This window comes from Leifsonia sp. NPDC058292, from assembly GCF_042880955.1.
Classification (GTDB): Bacteria; Actinomycetota; Actinomycetes; order Actinomycetales; family Microbacteriaceae; genus Leifsonia.
The window spans coordinates 20,184-39,179 of sequence record NZ_JBHVYL010000019.1 but is presented as its reverse complement, the minus strand read 5'-3'; the positions used below and the strand labels follow the sequence as shown (position 1 = coordinate 39,179).

Below are 18,996 nucleotides of genomic sequence, written 5' to 3'. Positions count from 1 at the left end.
CGTCACACCGTTCAGGAGAACACCATGTACACCCTCACCAACGTCACCAAGACGTACACGCAGTCGAAACGGAATGTGACCGCGCTGAAAGATGTGACCCTCGAGATCCCCGATGGCCAGCTCGTGGCCATCCAAGGGCCGACCGGCGGAGGCAAGTCGACGCTGCTGCAGATGCTGGGCGCGCTCGACCGACCCAGCTCGGGCACCGTTCAGCTCGAATCGTCGAGCCTCTCGGGTCTGCGGGACAGCAAGCTCACCGCCATCCGCGCGACGGAGATCGGATTCGTCTTTCAGGGCTTCAACCTCATCCCGACCCTCACCGCCCAGGAGAACGTCGAGACGGCGCTCGCACCGCTGAAGGTGACCGCCGTCGAACGCAGGCGCCGCGCGACGGAAGCGCTGGCGTCGGTGGGTCTCGCCGATCGCGGCACTCACCTGCCCTCCGAGCTCTCCGGCGGTCAGCAGCAGCGGGTGGCGATCGCTCGCGCCCTGGTGAAAGACCCCGACGTGCTGCTCGCCGACGAGCCGACCGGCAACCTCGACGAGGAGACCCGCGACGAGATCATGGATCTTCTCGAAGGTCTCTGGCGCGACCGCGGGCTCACGCTCGTGATCGTCACGCACGACAGCGCGGTTGCGAAGCGCGCCCAGCGCCGTCTGCACATCAAGCACGGCCAGGTCAAAGAGGTCGCCTGACCCCGTTCGCCGAGTGTGGCCGTTTCGGTCGAGAGTGCCCGGCACACCGGTCACGCTCGACCGGAGCGGCCACACTCGCGAGAAGTCAGCCGATGACGATGAGGCCCAGCGACTCCACGATGGCGACGGCCTGACGCTCATCGATGACCGCGTTGGTGAGCGTCACCGTCTGGGGGTCGAGACCGGTGATGTCGCTGCCGCGCAGATCCGCCTTGCTGAAGTCGGCGCGCTCGAAGGCCGAAGCCGACAGGTCGCAGCCGGTCAGCGTCGTTCCCACGCAGCGGGCGCGGCTCAGGTCGGCCTCGCGCAGGCGCACGCCGGCGAACTCGGCGCCCGCGAGGTCGGCATCCCGAAGCCCCACGAACGACCAGTTGCCGCCGGTGACCTTCAGCAGCCCGAACTCGCACCCGTCGAACGTGCTTCCCGTCAGCTTGCACCGCTCGAACCCGGCGTCGAAGAAATTGCAGCCGGTGAAGGTGCAGTTCACGAACGCCGAGTCGGTGTGCTTGGAGACGTTGAACTTTACGTTCCGAAACGTGCAGCCGGTGAACACCGCGGCACGAGTGACCGCCTCGGTCAGATCGAGGTCGACGAACTCGACATCGGTGAACTCAGCCCCGTCGAGCTCGCGTCCGTACCAATCCTCGCCCCGAATCGTCGACTCCATGCCTCCATCCAAGCAGCAGCGGCCGACGACCGCGTTCAGCCCTGGTTGCTGAACGCGGCGTCGAAGGATGCCGTCGGCAGATCCCACAGCAGCGACCGGATGTAGCCGACGGCCTCTTTCGCGCCGTGCAGCCTGTCCATGCCGGCGTCTTCCCACTCGATCGAGATGGGGCCGGTGTAGCCGATCGACTCGAGCGCGCGGAAGGAGTCCTCCCAGGGAACGTCGCCGTGACCGGTCGAGACGAAGTCCCAGCCGCGGCGCGGGTCGCCCCAGGGCAGGTGCGAGCCCAGCACGCCGGCGCGGCCGTTCTTCGGGCGCAGCCGCGTGTCTTTGCAGTCCACGTGGTAGATGCGGTCTTTGAAGTCGACGATGAATCCGACCGGGTCGATGTCCTGCCACATCATGTGGCTCGGGTCCCAGTTGAAGCCGAACGCCTCGCGGTGGTCGATCGCTTCGAGCGAGCGCACGCTCGACCAGTAGTCGTAGGCGATCTCCGACGGATGCACTTCGTGGGCGAACCGCACCCCTTCGCCGTCGAACACGTCGAGGATGGGGTTCCATCGGTCGGCGAAGTCCTGGTAGCCGGCGTCGATCACGTCGGCGGGAACGGGCGGGAACTGCGCGACGTACGGCCAGATCTTCGAACCCGTGAAGCCGACGACCGTGTCGACACCGAGCTTGCGGGCGACCTTCGCGGTCAGCTTCAGCTCTTCGGCGGCACGCTGGCGCACACCCTCCGGCTCTCCGTCGCCCCACACCTTCGAACCGACGATCGCCTGGTGACGGAAATCGATCGGGTCGTCGCAGACCGCCTGGCCCTTGAGATGGTTCGAGATCGCCCAGACCTTGAGGCCGTACTTGTCGAGGATGTCGAGCCTGCCCTGCAGGTACGCGTCGTCCTCAGCGGCACGCCACACGTCGAGGTGCTCACCGGATGCGGCGATCTCGAGCCCGTCGTATCCCCACTCGCTCGCGTGCTTGGCGACCTCTTCGAGCGTGAGGTCTGCCCACTGCCCGGTGAAGAGCGTGACCGGATGCGTGCTCTCGAGCTTCTTGCCCGCTGCGGCGCCGTTGGTGTCAGTCATTCTGTGTTCCCATCTCGATCCACGTGCCCGCCTCGGCCGAGTCGAGCACAGCATCCGTCACCCGAACGGCGCGCAGGCCGTCGGAGAATCGCGGCAGTCCTTCGGGATTCGCCCCGCCGATGGCCGCATAGGTGTCGGCCACGAACGCGTTGAACGCGTCTTGATAGCCCTGGGCGTGGCCCGAGGGCACGACGCAGAGCCGGGCTGCATCGTCGGCCAGCTGGTCGGCGTCGCGCGGGATGAGCATGCTGCCCTTGCGCTTGCCGACCCACAGCGTCTCGGGCTGTTCCTGGTCGAACGCCACGCTCTCGGCGCTTCCGGCGATCTCCAGGTAGAGGCGGTTCTTACGACCCGGGGCCACTTGCGACACGAGCAGCGTGCCGAGGGCGCCGGAGCGCGTCTCGATGACGACGGCCACCGCATCCTCCGTCGTGATCGCGGTGTTGGATGCGCGCTCGCTGAACACCGTCTTCTTGGTGGCGGCCAGGCGCGACACCCTGTCGCCACTCACGAACTCGACGAGGTCGACGAGGTGGGAGCCGATGTCGGCGAACGCGCGCGACCGGCCGCCCTTCTCCGAATCGACGCGCCAGTTGTCGTCGTCGACGCCGAGCAACCAGTCCTGCAGGTAGGAGGCGTTGATGCTGAGCACCTGGCCGGCCTCGCCGGAGCGGAACCGGGCCCTGGCCTCCCTGACCATCGGGTGGAACCGGTAGACGAAGGGAACGGTCGCGGTGAGCGAACCGACCCCGGCCACGAGGGCTTCGGCGTCGGCGACCGTCGTGGTCAGGGGCTTCTCGCAGACCACGTGCTTGCCCGCAGCGAGCACCGCTGCCGCCTGTTCGGCGTGCAGCGCGTTCGGGGTGCACACGTGCACCACGTCGATGGAGTCGTCGACGAGCACCTCGTCGATGGAGGCGTATGCCCGCTCGATCCCGAGCGTCTGGGCGACGTGCGCCGACTTCTCGGGAGATGACGACACCACGCCGACGAGCTGAGCCCGGGCCGCGCGGGCGGCCCGGGAGTGCACCTCGGCCATGAATCCGCCGCCGATGATCGCGGTGCGGATGGGCTCGGCTGCGCTCACGCGATCACTCCCCGAGGGTCGCCGCGCGCGGGTCCCAGTCTTCCGGCAGCGCCGGCGCGACCGTGACCGTGCTCTCCACCGCGACCGGCTGGCCGGAGAGCCCCGCCTCGATGGTCGACACCATGATGTCGAGCACGTGGTAGGCCTGCTCGCCCGAAGCGCGCTCCGGTTGCCCGGCACGGATGGCTCTGGCCAGCTCGACCACGCCGGTTCCCCGGCTGCTGGTCGACCCGGTGGCGGGAATCGTCTCGATGCCGTCGGCTCCGTGCACCAGGAGCTCGCCGACGAACGTGTTCGGGTCGGGGACGACGAGGGTGCCGTCGACTCCCGCGACCTCGAACTGCGTGCGACCGAGCTTCGAGTCGAAGCTGAAGATGCTCTGCGCCGTCTGTCCGCTCTCGAACTCGTAGAGGGCGCTCACGTGGGTGGGAACGGTGACGGCGAACTCTTCACCGGCGCGCGGCCCCGAGCCGATGACACGGGTCTCGCGCGACTTCGACGCGGCGGCGCTGACGCGCGCGACCGGACCGAAGAGCTGCACGAGCGCCGTGAGGTAGTACGGGCCGATGTCGAACAGCGGGCCGGCGCCCTCCTGGAAGAGGAAGTCGGGGTTCGGGTGCCACGACTCGGGCCCCGGACTCTGCATGAGCGTCAGCGCGGTGAGCGGGGCGCCGATGGCTCCGCTCTCGACGAGGCGACGGGCCGACTGGATGCCGGCGCCGAGGAACGTGTCCGGCGCCGTCGCGACGCGCAGACCCTTCTCGTGCGCGGCGTCGAGCAGCTGCTTGCCACTCGCCCGGTCGAGCGCGAACGGCTTCTCGCTCCACACGTGCTTTCCCGCGGCGAGCGCCTGGAGGGCGACCTCCACGTGCACCCGGGGAAGGGTGAGGTTCACGACGATCTCGATGCCGTCGTCGGCGAGAAGCTGCTCGACCGATCCGGAGCCGGCGATGCCGAACGCCTCCGCCTGCGCCTGGGCGCGGGCGAGGTCGATGTCGGCGATGAAGCGCACCTCGAGGTCGGGGAAGGTGGTCAGGTTCTTGAGGTACTCGGTGCTGATGACTCCGGCGCCGATGACGCCGACCCCGACGCGGCCGGCGCTCACGCGAGACCCTTGGCGGTGAGGAACTCGAAGCTGTCGGCGACGGCCTGGAAACGGTCTCCGCGCGAGTCGTCGAGCTCGATGACCCGCAGCGCGTTCGGCGCTGCGGCGATGATCGCCTCGACCGGGAGCGAGCCCTGACCGACGGCGACCTGGTCTTTCGTCTCCGTGGTGGCGGGGCCGTCTTTGATGTGGAGCGCGACGACGCGGTCGCCGAGCTTCGCGAGCAGTTCCACCGGGTCGTGACCGCCGACGGCCACCCAGTAGGTGTCGACCTCCAGCACGACCGCGTCGTCGAGCTTGCCGGCGAAGTATTCGAGGGCGGTGACGCCGTCGATCGTCGCCTCGAGTTCGTGGGCGTGGTTGTGGTAGCCGACGCGCACGCCGTAGTTCGCGGCGACCGCCGCGGCCTCGTTCAGCTGGGCGGCGATCTCGTCGACGCCTTCGGCCGTCTGCCACCGCGCCGGGTCGACGAACGGGTCGATCACGGTCTCGATGCCGAGCGACTTCGCGGCCTCGAACACGGGCTCGAGCTCACCGCCGATGAAGCTCTGGTGCGTGGTCGGCGCCGTCAGGCCGGCCTCGCTGAGACCGCGGCGAAGGTCATCGCCGAAGGACAGGAATGCGAACGGCTCGACCTGGGTGAACCCCAGGTCGGCGATGCGCTTGAGCGTGCCTACCGTGTCTTCGGTGAGAAGTTCACGCACGGTGTAGAGCTGCACGGAGAGATTGGACTTCGACACTGTTCTCCTCGTCGAGTGGATCGGTTGTGTGGCGCTCGGAGCGCACCTCCATTCAAGCAGACTTCTGCCGATTGTCAATCAAAAGTAGCTCGATCCGAAACAGTCTTTGGATCGCCGGGAATCGGTGTGGTTCAATGACGTCATGACCGAGAGCGCTCGCGAGCAGACGCTGGTCGCGCCCGACGCAGCGCCACTGCTGACGATCCTGCGCGACGGCATCCCCCGCACGCGCGCGCAGCTCGCCGAACTCACCGGCCTCGCGCGCTCCACGATCGCCGTTCGCATCGACAGCCTCACGGCCACCGGACTGGTCGCACCCGCCGGCGACGATGTCTCCACGGGTGGCCGACCGCCGGCACGTATCGCCTTCAACCCGAGCTCGCGCATCGTCATCGCCGTCGACCTCGGGGCGACGCACGGCGTCGTCGCGATCGCCGATCTGGCCGGAACGATCCTGCAGAGCGAGTCGCGCCGCATCCTCATCACCGACGGCCCCGAGGCCGTGCTCGACTGGGCACTGACCACCGCGTCCGCGTTGTTCGCCGCATCGAACCGCGCCGAAGCCGACCTGATCGGCATCGGCATCGGCGTTCCCGGCCCGGTCGAACACTCCACCGGCACCCCGGTCAACCCGCCGATCATGCCCGGCTGGGACAGGTTCGACATCCCGTCGTACGTGCGCCGCACCTTCGATGTGCCGGTGCTGGTCGACAACGATGTGAACCTCCTCGCTCTGGGCGAGCACGCGACAGCGTGGCCCGACCAGTCCGATCTGCTCTTCGTGAAGGTCGCCACCGGCATCGGCGCCGGCATCATCAACGGCGGCCGGCTCCAGCGCGGCGCGCAAGGGTCGGCGGGCGACCTCGGCCACGTGCGCGTGCCGTTCGGCGCAGACACCCCGAGCCACGGTGCACAGGATGCCGACCTCGAGGCCCTCGCGAGCGGCCCGGCCATCGCGCGATCGCTCACGGCGGCGGGCATCCCCGCGGCGACGAGCGAGGATGTGGTCACTCTCGCGCGCACCGGCAACCCTGCTGTGCTCCAGGCCATCCGGCAGGCGGGCCGCGACCTCGGCGAGGTGATCGCCACGTGCGTCAACCTGCTGAACCCGTCCGTCGTGATCGTCGGCGGCAGCCTCTCCCGCGTCGGCGAGCAACTGCTCGCCGGAGTGCGCGAGGTCGTCTATCAGCGCTCCACCCCGCTCGCCACGCAGTACCTGACCATCACGCAGTCTCGGGCGGGCGAGATGGGCGGTGTGCTCGGGGCGGCCATCATGGTCATCCAGCACGCGCTCGATCCCGACGCCGACAGAGGCAGCCCATCCAGATCGCTGGGGCGCTGACCCCACCCTTGTCGCGAGGCGCGGGAAAGACGAGACTCGACGCAGAATCGAATCGTTTCGACCGGCGCCACCTCCGCCGCCCCTCCCTCCAAACACCCACCACCAGAACACCACAATCGGAAAGGACCGTCGTGAGCATCGCAACGGCAAACACAGGCAGCACCCGCGCCCCGCTCCGGGCCGGAGTCGTCGGGCTCGGCTGGGCCGGACAGCAGCACATGGAGGCGTACTCGACGCTTCCCGGTGTCGAACTGGTCGCCATCGCGGGAATGGAGGACGCACCGCGCGCCGAGCTCGGCGAGCGCTACGGCCTCACCCGCCTCTACCGAGACTGGAAAGAGCTCGTGGCCGACGGCGACCTCGATGTGATCAGCGTCGCCGTGCCCACCTTTCTGCACGCGCCGATCACGGTCGGAGCGCTGGAGGCGGGCATCCACGTGCTGAGCGAGAAGCCGATCGCACGCACCGCCGCCGAGGCGCAGGACATGGTCGACGCGGCCCACGCCGCCGGGCGCGTGCTCGAGGTCGCGTTCAACCACCGCCGGCGTGGCGATATCGAGGCGTTGAAGGCGGCGATCGACGCCGGCCAGATCGGCCGGCCGTACCACGGGCGCGCCACCTGGCTGCGGCGCTCGGGCATCCCGGCTCTCGGCAGCTGGTTCACGAACCGCGAGATGGCGGGCGGCGGACCACTGATCGACATCGGCGTGCACGTGCTCGACTACGCCATGCACCTGTTCGGCGAGCCGCGCGTGATCGCCGTCTCCGCCGTCACCCACTCCGAGCTCGGCACGCGCGGGCGCGGCGGTGCGGCCGGCGGCAAGCAGGATGTGGGCAGCGCGTACGAGGTCGAAGACCTGGCCAGCGTTCTCCTGCGGCTGGAGGGCGGAGGCTCGCTCGTGCTCGAGACGAGCTGGGCCGCCTATCGCCCTGCCGGAGACGAGTTCGGCATCACGCTCTACGGCACCGAAGGAGGCGCCGACCTGCGGGTCGTCGACTACGCCCCGGCCGGCGAGCTGACCATCTTCACCGGCGAGGGCGAGGCGACGGCCGACATCACCGTCGCGGCCGACCCCGGCCGGGGCCACACCGCCGTCGTGGAGACGTTCCTCGAACACGTCGCCGATGAGGCCAACTGGTCCCGCTACGACGGAACGGTCGCGCTCGAACGCGCACGAATCATCGACGCGGCCTACGAGTCGGCAGCGCGGGGCGCCGAGGTGCGCCTCGACCACGCCGCCTCGGCCGAGTCCGCCGCCGACGCATCCGAGGCGCCCACCGCATCCACCACCGCTTCGACAGGAGTCTGACCCATGAGCGCACTTCGCGTCACCGTCTGGAACGAGGGGGTCCACGAGGCCACCCAGCCCGAGATCGCCGCCATCTACCCCGCCGGCATCCACGGCGCCATCGCCGAAGGGCTCGGCGAGCTGCTGGGGCCGGATGCGACCATCCGCACCGCAACGCTGGCCGACCCCGAGCACGGCCTGACCGAGCAGACGCTCGCCGACACCGACGTGCTGCTCTGGTGGGGCCACATCGCCCACGACCAGGTGTCGGATGAGGTCGTGGAGCGGGTGCGACGCCACGTGCTCGGCGGCATGGGACTGATCGTGCTGCACTCGGGGCACTTCTCGAAGATCTTCATCCGGATGCTCGGCACCACCTGCTCGCTCGCCTGGCGCAACCCCGAAGGCGGCGAGCGCGAGCTGGTCTGGAACGTGAACCCCACACATCCGATCGCCCAAGGTGTGGAGCAGCCGATCGTGATCGAGGCGCAGGAGATGTACGGCGAGTTCTTCGACATCCCGACTCCCGACGACCTGGTGTTCATCAGTTCGTTCACCGGTGGCGAGGTGTTCCGCTCCGGCGTCACGTTCACCCGCGGTCGCGGCAAGATCTTCTACTTCAGCCCCGGCGACCAGGAGTACCCGGTGTACTTCCACCCGCAGGTGCGGCGTGTTCTCGCGAACGGCGTGACCTGGGCGGCGCCGGCGTCGAGCGTCCGGCGCGAGCCCGAGGTGTCGAACCCCGACGCCGGCGTCTGGCCGCGCTGACACCGAAGAGGAAGGGGCGCACGAAGGGGTGGGGGGACTCTGTTCGTGCGCCCCGGCTTGTTGGTCGGGACAGGCTGTGCGGGGGCGCGCGGTGGATAGCGGGGGTACCGCGCGCCCCTTCTCCTGAAGCTTTAAAGCCTCAGGTATTTATTACCTTAGATGTGCAATGCGATGGCGTCAACCGTTTGGCGCCGAAAACATGACCGAGTGAGAAAGACTGGACCGATGACGCACCCCTTCGACACGCTCCCCGCACCACGCCACCCCGACCCCGCCGACGCTCCCGCGCTGCGCTGGGGGGTGCTCGCGCCCGGGGCGATAGCCGCCGACTTCACGGATGCGCTGCACGGCCACTCGGGACAGCGCGTCGTGGCCGCCGGCTCGCGCTCCGCCGAACGCGCTGCCGCCTTCGCCGCGGCGCACGGCGTCGAGCGCTCCTACGGGTCGTACGAACAGCTCGTCACCGATCCGGAGGTCGATGTCGTCTACGTCGCCTCGCCGCATCCGCAGCACCTCGAGCTCGCCACGCTCGCGATCGGCGCGGGAAAACACGTGCTGATCGAGAAGCCGATCGCGGTGACCGCCAGGGACGCGACGACGATCGCCGAGGCCGCCCGGCAGGCGGGCGTGTTCGCCATGGAGGCGATGTGGACGCGCTACCTGCCCCAGACCGACATCGTGCGCCAGCTGCTCGACGATGGCGCGTTCGGGGATCTGCGCGTGGTGACGGCGGACTTCGGATTCGCGGCCGACTTCGATCCCGCGAGTCGCATGTTCGATCCCGCCCTCGGCGGCGGCGCCCTGCTCGACCTCGGCGTGTACGCCGTCTCGTGGGCGTCGTTCGCGCTCGGGGCACCCGAGTCGGTCATCGCCAGCGGGAGCCTCGCACCGACCGGCGTCGACGAGCAGGCCGCCCTCATCCTTACGTCGGCCGACGGCGCCCAAGCGCTCCTCAGCACCGGCGTGCGGGCAGCGACGCCGTCGCTCGCCACGATCAGCGGCTCCGCGGGGCGCGTCGAGACCGACAGCCCGTTCTGGTCGCCGAGCGGCCTGCGGTTCTTCCGCGGTGACGGCAGCGCTGCGGCGCACTGGACGGACACCTCAGGCCGCCACGGACGCGACGGCATGGTCTACGAGGCCGCCGCGCTCGCCCGCTACGTGGCCGACGGTCTCACGGAGTCTCCCCTGCATCCGCTCGACGAATCGATCAGCACGCTCGTCACCATCGACGAGGCGCGACGACAGATCGGAACCGTGGGCGTGGGCGGCGGTCCGGCCGACTGAGACGGGGCAGAATGGGAGGATGTTCGACCCCGCTCTGACCCGCGCGCTCCCCCTGGTGGAGCTCTCGCCGGAGCCGGGCGCACCCTCCGCGATGCAGGAGCCGAGCTCCCCGGCGGGGGCGGAGCCGCGGCTCAGCGGCCACCTCGGCCGTGTCGTCGCACGATCGAGCGACCGGGTCGCGTGGCTGCGTGCCCGCAGCCGGGGCATAACGGCCACCGATGTCGCCAAACTCTCCACCCCGCGGTCGGTGATGAGCGCCGCCTACGACAAACTGCACGGCACGGGGTTCGGCGGCAACGTCTACACGCAGCACGGGCGCGAGCGGGAGCCCGCGATCGCCTCCTGGGTCGCGGCGACCCACGGGATCCACCCGAGTGACGCCCTCTTCCACGCCGAACGGGACCGCCGCCACCTGGCGACGCCCGACGGTCTGGCGCTCAGCCACTCCGGCTCGCTCGAACTCGCCGAGATCAAGACCTCCAACAAGGAGTTCCGCAGCGTTCCGCGCAACTATCTACGGCAGATCTGGTGGCAGCAGTACGTGCTCGGCGCCGAGCGCACCCTCTTCGTCTGGGAGCAGCACTCGAACTTCGTTCCGCTGCACGACGAACCGCAGTGCGTCTGGATCGACCGCGACGAGGTCGAGATCGCGAAACTGGTCGCCCTCGCCACCGACCTCATCTCCGAACTGGCACGGCGCACCCGCGTCGCGAGCTGACCCCCGTACCTGCGCAGAGTACGACTCAGGCCGCAGTGGGCGACGGCACGCGCACGAGCGACACCCCGTACACCGCGAGCCAGGCGATCGCGACAGTGGTGCCGGCAAGTTCGAGCCAGGCGCCCACATCCGTCGCCACGTGCACGATCGCCAGCAGACCGCCGACGATGGTGATCAACGCGACGATGACGCAGCAGATCAGCGAGAAGCGGGCGATGCGCGGCAGTGCAGTCGCGAAGGCGACCTGGAGCATCGCGTAGCACGCCGCCGCGAAGCCCAGCACCGCCGTGACGGTGTGCACCAGATCCTGCACGGTCGAGCGCGGGTCGATCAGCGGAACCGGGCAGGCTGCCGTGCAGGTGACCTGCGAGGCGAGCACGAAGCACAGACCGGCGAAGCCGAGCGTCAGCGCCGGCGTCCACCGGCCCAGCAGCCGCGCCGTCGAACGGATGTGACCGCTGGCCAGCGCGATGGCGCAGCCACCGGCCGCGATGCAGAGCAACGCCACGGCGAACGCGACGGCGGTCGGCGCACCTTTCGCTCCCAGCTCGCTGACATACACCGGATACGGCACCGTCAGCCGCGCCGCCCAGATGATGGTGAGACCGCCGAGCACTGCGACCGTTCCGATCGCGAGCAGCACGGGCGTCGCACGCTGCCAGCCGCGGGCGAGCAGCGGCATCGCGAACGGCTGACGCACGATGCGCAGAAGCCGGGGCGCGCGGCCGCGCGGCAGTCGGGTCACCGGCACTCCTCGGGTCAGCGGTCGTCTCGGGTTGCGACGCTTGGCCGCGAGGAGCATCCTAACCAGGGAATGCCGGAAACGGCCTGGGGGTATCCGAAACCGATTGTTCACAAGCGGTGACCCCGTCGTAACACCGGCGAATCATTGTCGGGATTGACTGAGGTGCGAACCGACGAGGGGACGACACATGCAGACGACCATGCGAGCCGCGCTGCTCGAACGGGCGGGGGACGCCGACGAGCTCACGGTGGGCGAGGTGCCTGTGCCTGATCGCGTGAACGCCGAATTCCTCGTGAAAGTGGTCGCCGCCGGCCTGAACCCGATCGACGCGAAGACCCGTGCCGGGCGGGGCGTGTTCTCGGCGATCAAAGACTTCCCCGCCGTGCTCGGCCACGATTTCAGCGGGGTGGTGGTGCAGTCGCCCTATGCCGCGCATCCGATCAAGCCCGGCGACGAGGTTTTCGGGATGGTGATGGTCCCCCGCTTCAGCGGCACCTACGCAGAGTACGTCTCGGTGCCGAGCCTGAGCGTCGTGCGCAAGCCGAGCACACTGTCGCACATCGAGGCCGCCGGCGTTCCGGTCGCGGCACTGACCGCCTGGGGCATGGTCGTCGAGGTGGCGAAGGCGCACGAGGGTCAGCGGATGCTCGTGCACGCCGGCAGCGGGGGCGTCGGCCATTTCGCGGTGCAGTTCGCGTCGTACTTCGGTGCGCACGTGATCGCGACCACATCGAGCAAGAACGTCTCCTGGCTGCGGTCGCTCAGCGCCGCCGAGGTCATCGACTACACCACGACGCGGTTCGAGGATGCGGTGCGCGACGTCGACGTCGTCATCGACCTGATCGGCAACGTGCACGACGACACCGGCTCGCGTTCGCTGTCGGTGCTGCGGCCCGGCGGTCTCATCGTGAACGCCCCGACCGGCAGCTGGCCCACGTTTCAGGAGGAGATCACGGCAGCCGGCGTGCGCGGCACCGACTACAAGGTGGCCCCCGACGGCAACGCACTCGCCGTCATCTGCCGGCTGCTGGAGTCGGGCAACGTGCGTTCGCATGTCGACCAGATCTTCGCCCTCGACCAGATCGCCGACGCCCATCGCGCCCTCGAGTCGGGGCACACCCGCGGCAAGATCGTGGTCAAGGTGGCCGAAGGCTAGAGCTCGCGCTCCATCACCCAGTCGTCTTCCATCCGGTCGCCGACCAGGAAGTGCTTCGCGCCCACCCGCTCGAAACCGTGCTTGGCGTAGAAGCGCTGCGCACGCGCGTTCTCCTCATTGACGCCGAGCCACATCCCTGCGGCCCCGCGCGCGGCAGCCTCTTCAAGGCTCGCCGACATCAGGTGCGTCGCGATTCCGGCGCCGTGGTGCCCCGCCAGCACGTAGCACTTGCTGAGCTCGGCGGTGGGGCGGATGCGGATGGCCGCGCGCACGTCGTCGTCGGCCGGCTCGCCGAAGTTCACCATCGTGTACCCGACGGCCTGACCGTCTGTGTCGTGCGCGATCAGCACCATCCGCTCGCCGTCGGCCACATACTCGGCGAAACGCTCCTCCGAGAGCACGGTGGCCACGAAGCGCGCCTTCGCCTCCTCGGTCGTGTGCGGCGGGCAGGCGAGCGGAAACGTCGCAGCGGCCACGATGGCGAGCTCGCCCGCATCGTCGGCCACGGCGCGGCGGATGGTCACGGTCATCCCTTCACTGTATTCGAGCCGGCGCCGCAGGGTGGCCGGGCCGCTCAGCGGCTCGCGGCGGTCTCGCGCCGGTTCTCCTGCTTGATCGCCTCGACGAGCTCGTCCTTCTTCATCCTCGACCGGCCGGAGATGCCGAGCCGGGCCGCGATGTCCCGCAGGTGCTTCGTGGAGGCGTTGGCGTCGACCCCTTCGGCCGTGGGTGCGTCGGTGTCGCGGCCGCCCGCTGCTTTCGCGTCGGAGGGGCCGCTCTCCGCCTTGCGCTCCCAATGGTCCCCGACCTTCTCGTACTGGTTCTTCAGCGCCGAGAACGCGGTTCGATGGGCGCGTTCACCCTCCCCGTACTGCTCGACGGCCGAGTCGTGCGCGGCCGACCAGAGCTCCTGAGCGTGCTTGTCCGACCGCTCGATCGTCGACGGCATCTCTTGCGAAGCAGGCATCAGGTTTCCTCTCCCTCTCGTCTCTCCCTCGTCGGAACGACGCCTGCGACGCTACGCCGGGCATCCCTTGAGTCAAGGGAAGGAAGGGATGCCCGGGGGCAACCTCCCGAGCACGCGAAAGGCCGGCCGCCCCGCGGGACGACCGGCCTTCAGCGAGGCGCAGACGCTAGTGGCGTCCGGAGGCGACCAGGGAGAGCAGGTTGAACGAGACGCCGCCGAGGCCCGTCACGCTGTCGTAGCCCTTCGCCGTCTTCAGCGACGTGTCCTGATCGAACGACACCAGGTAGCTGTTGCCACTGGTCGCGCTCGTGTACGCCACGGCCTGGGTCGGGTTCTGCGGCAGCACGTCACGGAAGCTGCTGGGCAGCACGCGCTTGATGCCGTAGAGCGTCGGGTTCGCGAAACCGATCGACGTGTGCGTCTGCTGCTGCACGATCGCGATCTGGGCGGCGACGATCGGCGAGGCGAGCGAGGTTCCGCCGTACGTCTCGTTGATGAAGTCGCCCGTCTCGAGGGTGTCGTCGTCGATGATCGGGCGGATGCCGATCTGGAACCCGGTGTACGGGTCGGCGAGCGCCGCCACGTCGGGCGAGACCCGGTGACCGTTGGCCAGGGCCGCAGGAACCGCGTTCTTCTGGTAGTCCGGCTGAGAGAACACCGCGCTGGTGCCACCGCCCGCGCCACCGACGAAGCGGGAACCCGGGAGCGGTTCGACGTAGGTCAGGTTGCCCGAGGCATCCTTGACGATCTGGTCGACGGTGTCGCCCCAGCCCGTCTCGAACGTCATCTTGCCGTTCTTGTCGATGCCCATGCTCGTACCGCCGACGGAGGTGACCCACGGCGACGAGGCCGGGAAGTCGGGAGACGCGTAGCCGAGGTTGGCCGCCTCATCCCCGTTGTCACCGCTCGAGAAGTAGAGGCCGATGCCCTCACCGGCGGCCTGCAGCTGCAGGTTCACCTCGCCCTGGATGACGTCGGCCGGAACCGCCTCGCCCAGGTTGCCGTAGCTGTTGCTGACGATGGTGGCGAGCTTGTTGTCGAGGATCTTCGACATCGCCACATCCAGGCCGCCGCCGCAGTTCGTGCCGCCGACGTAGAGGATGCGCGCGCCGGGAGCGATGCCGTGCACCGACTCGACGTCGAGCGTCTGCTCGCCCTGCCACCCGCTCGGGTACTGGCACAGCTCCTGGTCGGTGAATTCGCTCGGTTTCGGAACGAGCTGCTGGTAGCTGGAGTTCGTGAGTCCGGGCTCGCCGTTCGCGGCCGAGTACGTGTTGACGTCCTTCAGGATGCTCGGGCTGGCGTAGGCGTCGATGATCGCGACCGTCTGGCCCGAACCGTTCACGCCCTTCTTGTTCAGGTCGCTGAGGCCGTAGGCCGAGCGCAGCTGCGAAGGGGTGTAGCCGCAGTTGAAGGTGCTGTACTGCGTCTGCCCGTTGTAGCTCGGCGGAACCGTCACCACGTGCTCACCCGTGTAGTGGGAGCACGGCGTCGCCACGACGGGCGCCGCGGCGACCGACTTGCGGCTGACCTGGGGTTCGCCGGATGCGCCGAGATCGCCCTGCTGGATCGAGTCCGGCTTGGTGAGGGTGCGCGACTGCTCGATGCTCACACCGGACACCTTCGTGCCGACACTCGCCGGCAGTGTCGGGGCCGAGGTCGGAGCGATGAGCTGCTTGCCCGCGAAGTTGAACGAGTGCAGCGACGTGCCGAAGATCGAACCGAGCTGCTCGGCCGTTCCGCGGAAGACCACGTACTGCCGGCTGGCGGGCACGGCCGTGATCGTGAGGCCGGCCGTCTTCAGAAAGCTGACGATGGCATCCGAGTCCGCCTTCGTGGGCGAGAAGCGGTTGATCCACTGACTCGGGCTGAGGGATTTGCGGAAAGCCAGGTTGACCGGGGACGACACGGCCTTGGCGAGCGCCTCCGCCCCCTTCTGGTCGCGGAGAGGAAGGTAGATCTCCCCCTCGAGTGTCGCGTCGGTCGGGGCTGCTCCAGCGTCGTTGGCGGAGGTGGCCCAACTGGGCACCGAATCGGCGTACGAGACACGGTCGGCCGCATTCGCGGCGCCCGTCCCGGCCATCGACAGGGCCACCACCGCTGCTGCAGTGGCGACGATTCCGAGAGACCTTTTGTGAAGGCCTCGCCGGCTGATGCGAGTTGTCATGAACATCATCCTTACTCGACAGTGAGAAGGTGCGCGGCGCGCACCACTGGCGAGAGTAAACCTGGAAGTTCTACCGCCACAAGAGGGGGTAGACAGTTCTGTCGTACTTATTTACACATGTGAACATTCACAGACTTCGGTGAACGGATGCGCATCCGCCGACGACGAAGGCCCGCTCCTCACGGAACGGGCCTTCGAACGAGTGCGACGACTAGATGGCGTTGACGTCCAGGGGGATGCCCGGGCCGAACGTGGTCGACACGGCGCCCTTCTGGATGTAGCGGCCCTTCGAAGCGGACGGCTTCAACCGCATGACCTCTTCGAGCGCGGCGTCGATGTTCTCCTGCAGCTGCTCGGTGGTGAAGCCGGCCTTGCCGACGACGAAGTGCACGTTGGCGTGCTTGTCGACGCGGAACTCGATCTTTCCGCCCTTGATGTCGGACACGGCCTTGGCCACATCCGGCGTCACGGTTCCGGTCTTCGGGTTCGGCATGAGGCCACGCGGGCCGAGCACCTTACCGAGACGACCGACCTGGCCCATGAGCTCAGGAGTGGAGACGGCCGAGTCGAACGCGGTGTAACCACCGGCGACCTTCTCGATCAGCTCGGAGCCACCGACCTCGTCGGCGCCCGCGGCGATCGCGGCTTCAGCGGCCGGACCCGTCGCGAACACGATGACGCGCGCGGTCTTACCGGTGCCGTGAGGAAGGATGACGGTACCGCGGACCATCTGGTCCGCCTTGCGCGGGTCGACGCCGAGCTTCAGCGCGACCTCGACGGTCGAGTCGAACTTCGCCGAGCCGGTCTCGCGTGCCAGCGAGACGGCCTCTGCGGGGGTGTAGTACTTTCCGGCCTCGATCTTCTCGGCCGAGGCGCGGTACGCCTTTGACTTCTGTGCCATTTGTTTCTCCTATCGAGAATGTGGTGCGAGCCTGGCCGGCTCTGCCACGGATATGTCTGTGAGTGCTGCCGTCGGCAGTGAACGGGGAGGTTACGCCTCGACCGTGATGCCCATGGAGCGGGCGGTGCCTGCGATGATCTTCGACGCGGCGTCGATGTCGTTCGCGTTGAGGTCGGCCATCTTCTGCTCGGCGATCGCGCGCACCTGCTCCTGGGTCAGCTTGCCGACCTTGTTGGTGTGCGGAACTCCGGAGCCCTTGGCGACTCCCGCAGCCTTCTTGATGAGTTCGGCCGCCGGCGGGGTCTTGAGGATGAACGTGAACGAACGGTCCTCGTAGACGGTGATCTCCACCGGGATGACGTTGCCGCGCTGCGACTCGGTCGCGGCGTTGTAGGCCTTGCAGAACTCCATGATGTTGACGCCGTGCTGACCCAGCGCCGGACCGATCGGCGGCGCGGGGTTGGCGGCGCCGGCGTTGATCTGAAGCTTGATCAGACCAGTGACCTTTTTCTTCGGTGCCATGTTTCTTCCTTCTTTGTGTGTTCGAGCGTTCGGGATGAAACCCGAACGGCTCTCCCGGTTTCTCGGCCTGTCCGAGACCCGGTGGTTGTGAAATCTGGGGGTCGGTTAGAGCTTCGTGACCTGGTCGAAGCTGAGCTCGACCGGCGTTTCGCGCTCGAACAGGGAGACGAGCACGGTGAGCTTGCCGCTCTCGGGCTTGATCTCGCTGATGGAACCGGGGAGACCCGCGAACGAGCCTTCCTTGATGGTGATGGTCTCGCCGATCTCGAAGTCGACCTCGGCAGGGATGACCCGCTGAGCAGTCTTCGTGCCCTTGGCGGCGCCACCCTTGGCGGGTGCCTCCTGAATCTGCACGAGGCTCTTCAGCATCGAGAAGGCCTCTTCGAAACGCAAGGGCGTGGGGTTGTGCGCGTTGCCGACGAACCCGGTGACGCCCGGCGTGTGGCGAACGACCGACCAGCTGTCCTCGTTGAGGTCCATGCGCACCAGCACGTAGCCGGGGATGCGCACGCGGTTGACCATCTTGCGCTGGCCGTTCTTGATCTCGACCACGTCTTCCATGGGAACCTGCACCTCGAAGATGAAGTCCTCCATCGACAGCGAGACCATACGGTTCTCGATGTTCGACTTCACACGGCGCTCGAAGCCGGCGTAGGAGTGGATGACGTACCACTTGCCGATCTTGCTGCGAAGCTCGGCGCGGAACTCCTCGTAAGGGTCGGTGGCCGTCTCGTCCTCGTCCTCGACGGCTTCCAGAGCGGCCTCGGCCTCATCGTCGTCATCGACCTCGAGGGCCTCGTCGACGGCACGGTCGGCTTCGGGGTCGACGGCCTCGGCCATCGCATCCAGCACGGCGTCGAGATCGATCTCGGTGCCGTCCTCGGCGACGACGTGCAGGGCCTCGTGCTCGGCCGAGTCGACCGAGTCCTCGTCTGCGGCGAGAACGTTACCGGTCTGCGCCTCATCGTCTTCGGAGGACTGCTCGGCTGCGGTCGCCCAGTCCACGTCGTCGCGATTTGTCTCAGACACTGATTCTCATTCCATTTCTGTCGTTGGCCGTGAGGTCAAGACGGATTGCCGAACACCCACACCACGCCGAGTCCGAAGATCCAGTCGAAGAGGGAGACGAGCGCCATCATGATCACCACGAAGACCAGCACGACGCCGGTGTAGCTGAAGAGTTCTTTGCGGGTGGGGGTGACCACCTTCTTGAGCTCACCGATGACCTGCCGGATGAACAGGGCGATCCGCGCGAAGGGTCCACGCTTCGCAGCGCGATCCTTTTTCGCATTGGCGACGATTTCCTCGCTGGGTTCGTCGATAACTTTTCGGGCCACCTGGTTACACCTTTCGTGGGCCGGCATCGGAATGCCGGCTTGCAGGGCGGACAGGACTCGAACCTGCAACCTGCGGTTTTGGAGACCGCTGCTCTACCAATTGAGCCACCGCCCTAGGAAAGTGATTTCGCGAAGCTCGTTCGCGCACATCCACAGGTCAAGGCTAACCGATCAGGCTCCGCGATTACTCCGGCCGTACGGGATTGCTTCTGCCAAAAATGGGCGCAAAAAAGCTTGGCAGATTTCAACTACCGCGACCAAGTGTATGTGACGCACGCACCCCTGTAAAGTTCACGCCCCGCCCCCCTTACCCCGCCCCCCTTACCCCGCCCCGCCCGCCCCCCCCCCCCCCCCTCAGCCGTCGAGTTGCGCCGAAGTGTTGCTTCGCGCTCCCTTTCACCCCATTTCGGCGCAACTCGA

General features: G+C 68.0%; 20 protein-coding genes and 1 tRNA gene. 7 read left to right on the top strand and 14 right to left on the bottom strand.

The features are described from left to right. Nucleotides 1-24: 24 nt before the first annotated feature. A complete protein-coding gene (locus ACFVWR_RS11880; protein WP_387211832.1) occupies nucleotides 25-696 on the top strand; it encodes an ABC transporter ATP-binding protein in 672 nt (223 codons plus the stop codon). Between the two features lie 85 nt (nucleotides 697-781). Here the strand turns inward: ACFVWR_RS11880 and ACFVWR_RS11875 are convergent, their stop codons facing one another. The 5 genes from ACFVWR_RS11875 to ACFVWR_RS11855 are packed head-to-tail and all read right to left on the bottom strand — an operon-like array spanning nucleotide 782 to nucleotide 5,380. Beyond that, nucleotides 782-1,363: a pentapeptide repeat-containing protein gene (locus tag ACFVWR_RS11875; RefSeq protein ID WP_387211830.1), complete on the bottom strand. Its 582-nt coding sequence runs from the start codon at nucleotides 1,361-1,363 to the stop codon at nucleotides 782-784. Between the two features lie 35 nt (nucleotides 1,364-1,398). Then, nucleotides 1,399-2,448 carry a sugar phosphate isomerase/epimerase family protein gene (locus ACFVWR_RS11870; RefSeq protein ID WP_387211827.1) on the bottom strand — a complete coding sequence of 350 codons (1,050 nt, stop codon included), beginning with the start codon at nucleotides 2,446-2,448 and terminating at the stop codon, nucleotides 1,399-1,401. Further along, nucleotides 2,441-3,535: a Gfo/Idh/MocA family protein gene (locus ACFVWR_RS11865; RefSeq protein WP_387211824.1), complete on the bottom strand. Its 1,095-nt coding sequence runs from the start codon at nucleotides 3,533-3,535 to the stop codon at nucleotides 2,441-2,443. The genes ACFVWR_RS11870 and ACFVWR_RS11865 overlap by 8 nt, the downstream gene beginning before the upstream one ends. 4 nt (nucleotides 3,536-3,539) lie before the next feature. After that, the gene (locus ACFVWR_RS11860; RefSeq protein ID WP_387211821.1) at nucleotides 3,540-4,640 is read right to left on the bottom strand and encodes a Gfo/Idh/MocA family protein; all 1,101 of its coding nucleotides are present in this window, start codon (nucleotides 4,638-4,640) and stop codon (nucleotides 3,540-3,542) included. Further along, nucleotides 4,637-5,380, bottom strand: coding sequence for a sugar phosphate isomerase/epimerase family protein (locus tag ACFVWR_RS11855; RefSeq protein ID WP_387211818.1), 744 nt, complete (start codon nucleotides 5,378-5,380; stop codon nucleotides 4,637-4,639). Before ACFVWR_RS11855 ends, ACFVWR_RS11860 begins: the two co-directional genes overlap by 4 nt. Nucleotides 5,381-5,522: 142 nt before the next feature. On the opposite strand from ACFVWR_RS11855, the gene ACFVWR_RS11850 reads away from it, so the two are divergent. From ACFVWR_RS11850 to ACFVWR_RS11830, 5 genes are all read left to right on the top strand, one after another. After that, nucleotides 5,523-6,722 (top strand): ROK family protein, encoded by a 1,200-nt coding sequence (locus ACFVWR_RS11850; protein ID WP_387211815.1) that lies wholly within the window; start codon nucleotides 5,523-5,525, stop codon nucleotides 6,720-6,722. Between the two features lie 131 nt (nucleotides 6,723-6,853). Further along, complete coding sequence (locus tag ACFVWR_RS11845) at nucleotides 6,854-8,032, top strand: Gfo/Idh/MocA family protein (RefSeq protein WP_387211812.1); 1,179 nt, start codon at nucleotides 6,854-6,856, stop codon at nucleotides 8,030-8,032. 3 nt (nucleotides 8,033-8,035) lie between these two features. Beyond that, the gene (locus ACFVWR_RS11840; protein ID WP_387211809.1) at nucleotides 8,036-8,779 is read left to right on the top strand and encodes a ThuA domain-containing protein; all 744 of its coding nucleotides are present in this window, start codon (nucleotides 8,036-8,038) and stop codon (nucleotides 8,777-8,779) included. Nucleotides 8,780-9,004: 225 nt separating this feature from the next. Continuing rightward, on the top strand, nucleotides 9,005-10,063 hold the full coding sequence (locus ACFVWR_RS11835) for a Gfo/Idh/MocA family protein (protein ID WP_387211806.1): 1,059 nt from the start codon (nucleotides 9,005-9,007) through the stop codon (nucleotides 10,061-10,063). Nucleotides 10,064-10,154: 91 nt separating this feature from the next. Further along, nucleotides 10,155-10,781, top strand: a complete 627-nt coding sequence (locus ACFVWR_RS11830; protein WP_387211923.1) for a YqaJ viral recombinase family protein — start codon at nucleotides 10,155-10,157, stop codon at nucleotides 10,779-10,781. A gap of 25 nt (nucleotides 10,782-10,806) precedes the next feature. On the opposite strand, the gene ACFVWR_RS11825 is transcribed toward ACFVWR_RS11830, so the two are convergent. Beyond that, nucleotides 10,807-11,526, bottom strand: a complete 720-nt coding sequence (locus ACFVWR_RS11825) for a DUF998 domain-containing protein (protein WP_387211803.1) — start codon at nucleotides 11,524-11,526, stop codon at nucleotides 10,807-10,809. Nucleotides 11,527-11,713: 187 nt separating this feature from the next. Between ACFVWR_RS11825 and ACFVWR_RS11820 the strand changes: the two genes are divergently transcribed. Next, nucleotides 11,714-12,682 carry an NADP-dependent oxidoreductase gene (locus tag ACFVWR_RS11820; RefSeq protein WP_387211800.1) on the top strand — a complete coding sequence of 323 codons (969 nt, stop codon included), beginning with the start codon at nucleotides 11,714-11,716 and terminating at the stop codon, nucleotides 12,680-12,682. Here ACFVWR_RS11820 and ACFVWR_RS11815 read toward each other — a convergent pair. The 8 genes from ACFVWR_RS11815 to ACFVWR_RS11780 all read right to left on the bottom strand — a co-directional run bounded on the left by ACFVWR_RS11815 (nucleotide 12,679) and on the right by ACFVWR_RS11780 (nucleotide 18,691). Beyond that, complete coding sequence (locus tag ACFVWR_RS11815) at nucleotides 12,679-13,212, bottom strand: GNAT family N-acetyltransferase (protein ID WP_387211798.1); 534 nt, start codon at nucleotides 13,210-13,212, stop codon at nucleotides 12,679-12,681. The two genes, ACFVWR_RS11820 and ACFVWR_RS11815, sit on opposite strands and share 4 nt — an antisense overlap. 44 nt (nucleotides 13,213-13,256) lie before the next feature. After that, a complete protein-coding gene (locus tag ACFVWR_RS11810) occupies nucleotides 13,257-13,649 on the bottom strand; it encodes a ChaB family protein (protein ID WP_387211795.1) in 393 nt (130 codons plus the stop codon). Nucleotides 13,650-13,815: 166 nt separating this feature from the next. Continuing rightward, a complete protein-coding gene (locus ACFVWR_RS11805) occupies nucleotides 13,816-15,816 on the bottom strand; it encodes a protease pro-enzyme activation domain-containing protein (RefSeq protein WP_387211792.1) in 2,001 nt (666 codons plus the stop codon). Nucleotides 15,817-16,027: 211 nt separating this feature from the next. Then, nucleotides 16,028-16,717 (bottom strand): 50S ribosomal protein L1, encoded by a 690-nt coding sequence (rplA, locus tag ACFVWR_RS11800; RefSeq protein ID WP_387211789.1) that lies wholly within the window; start codon nucleotides 16,715-16,717, stop codon nucleotides 16,028-16,030. Between the two features lie 90 nt (nucleotides 16,718-16,807). Further along, nucleotides 16,808-17,239: a 50S ribosomal protein L11 gene (gene rplK, locus ACFVWR_RS11795; protein ID WP_387211787.1), complete on the bottom strand. Its 432-nt coding sequence runs from the start codon at nucleotides 17,237-17,239 to the stop codon at nucleotides 16,808-16,810. 105 nt (nucleotides 17,240-17,344) lie between these two features. Then, nucleotides 17,345-18,268, bottom strand: coding sequence for a transcription termination/antitermination protein NusG (nusG, locus tag ACFVWR_RS11790; RefSeq protein ID WP_387211784.1), 924 nt, complete (start codon nucleotides 18,266-18,268; stop codon nucleotides 17,345-17,347). Nucleotides 18,269-18,303: 35 nt separating this feature from the next. Continuing rightward, complete coding sequence (gene secE, locus ACFVWR_RS11785; RefSeq protein WP_387211781.1) at nucleotides 18,304-18,576, bottom strand: preprotein translocase subunit SecE; 273 nt, start codon at nucleotides 18,574-18,576, stop codon at nucleotides 18,304-18,306. Between the two features lie 42 nt (nucleotides 18,577-18,618). Beyond that, nucleotides 18,619-18,691: transfer RNA gene (locus ACFVWR_RS11780), tRNA-Trp, on the bottom strand. Nucleotides 18,692-18,996 lie beyond the last annotated feature (305 nt).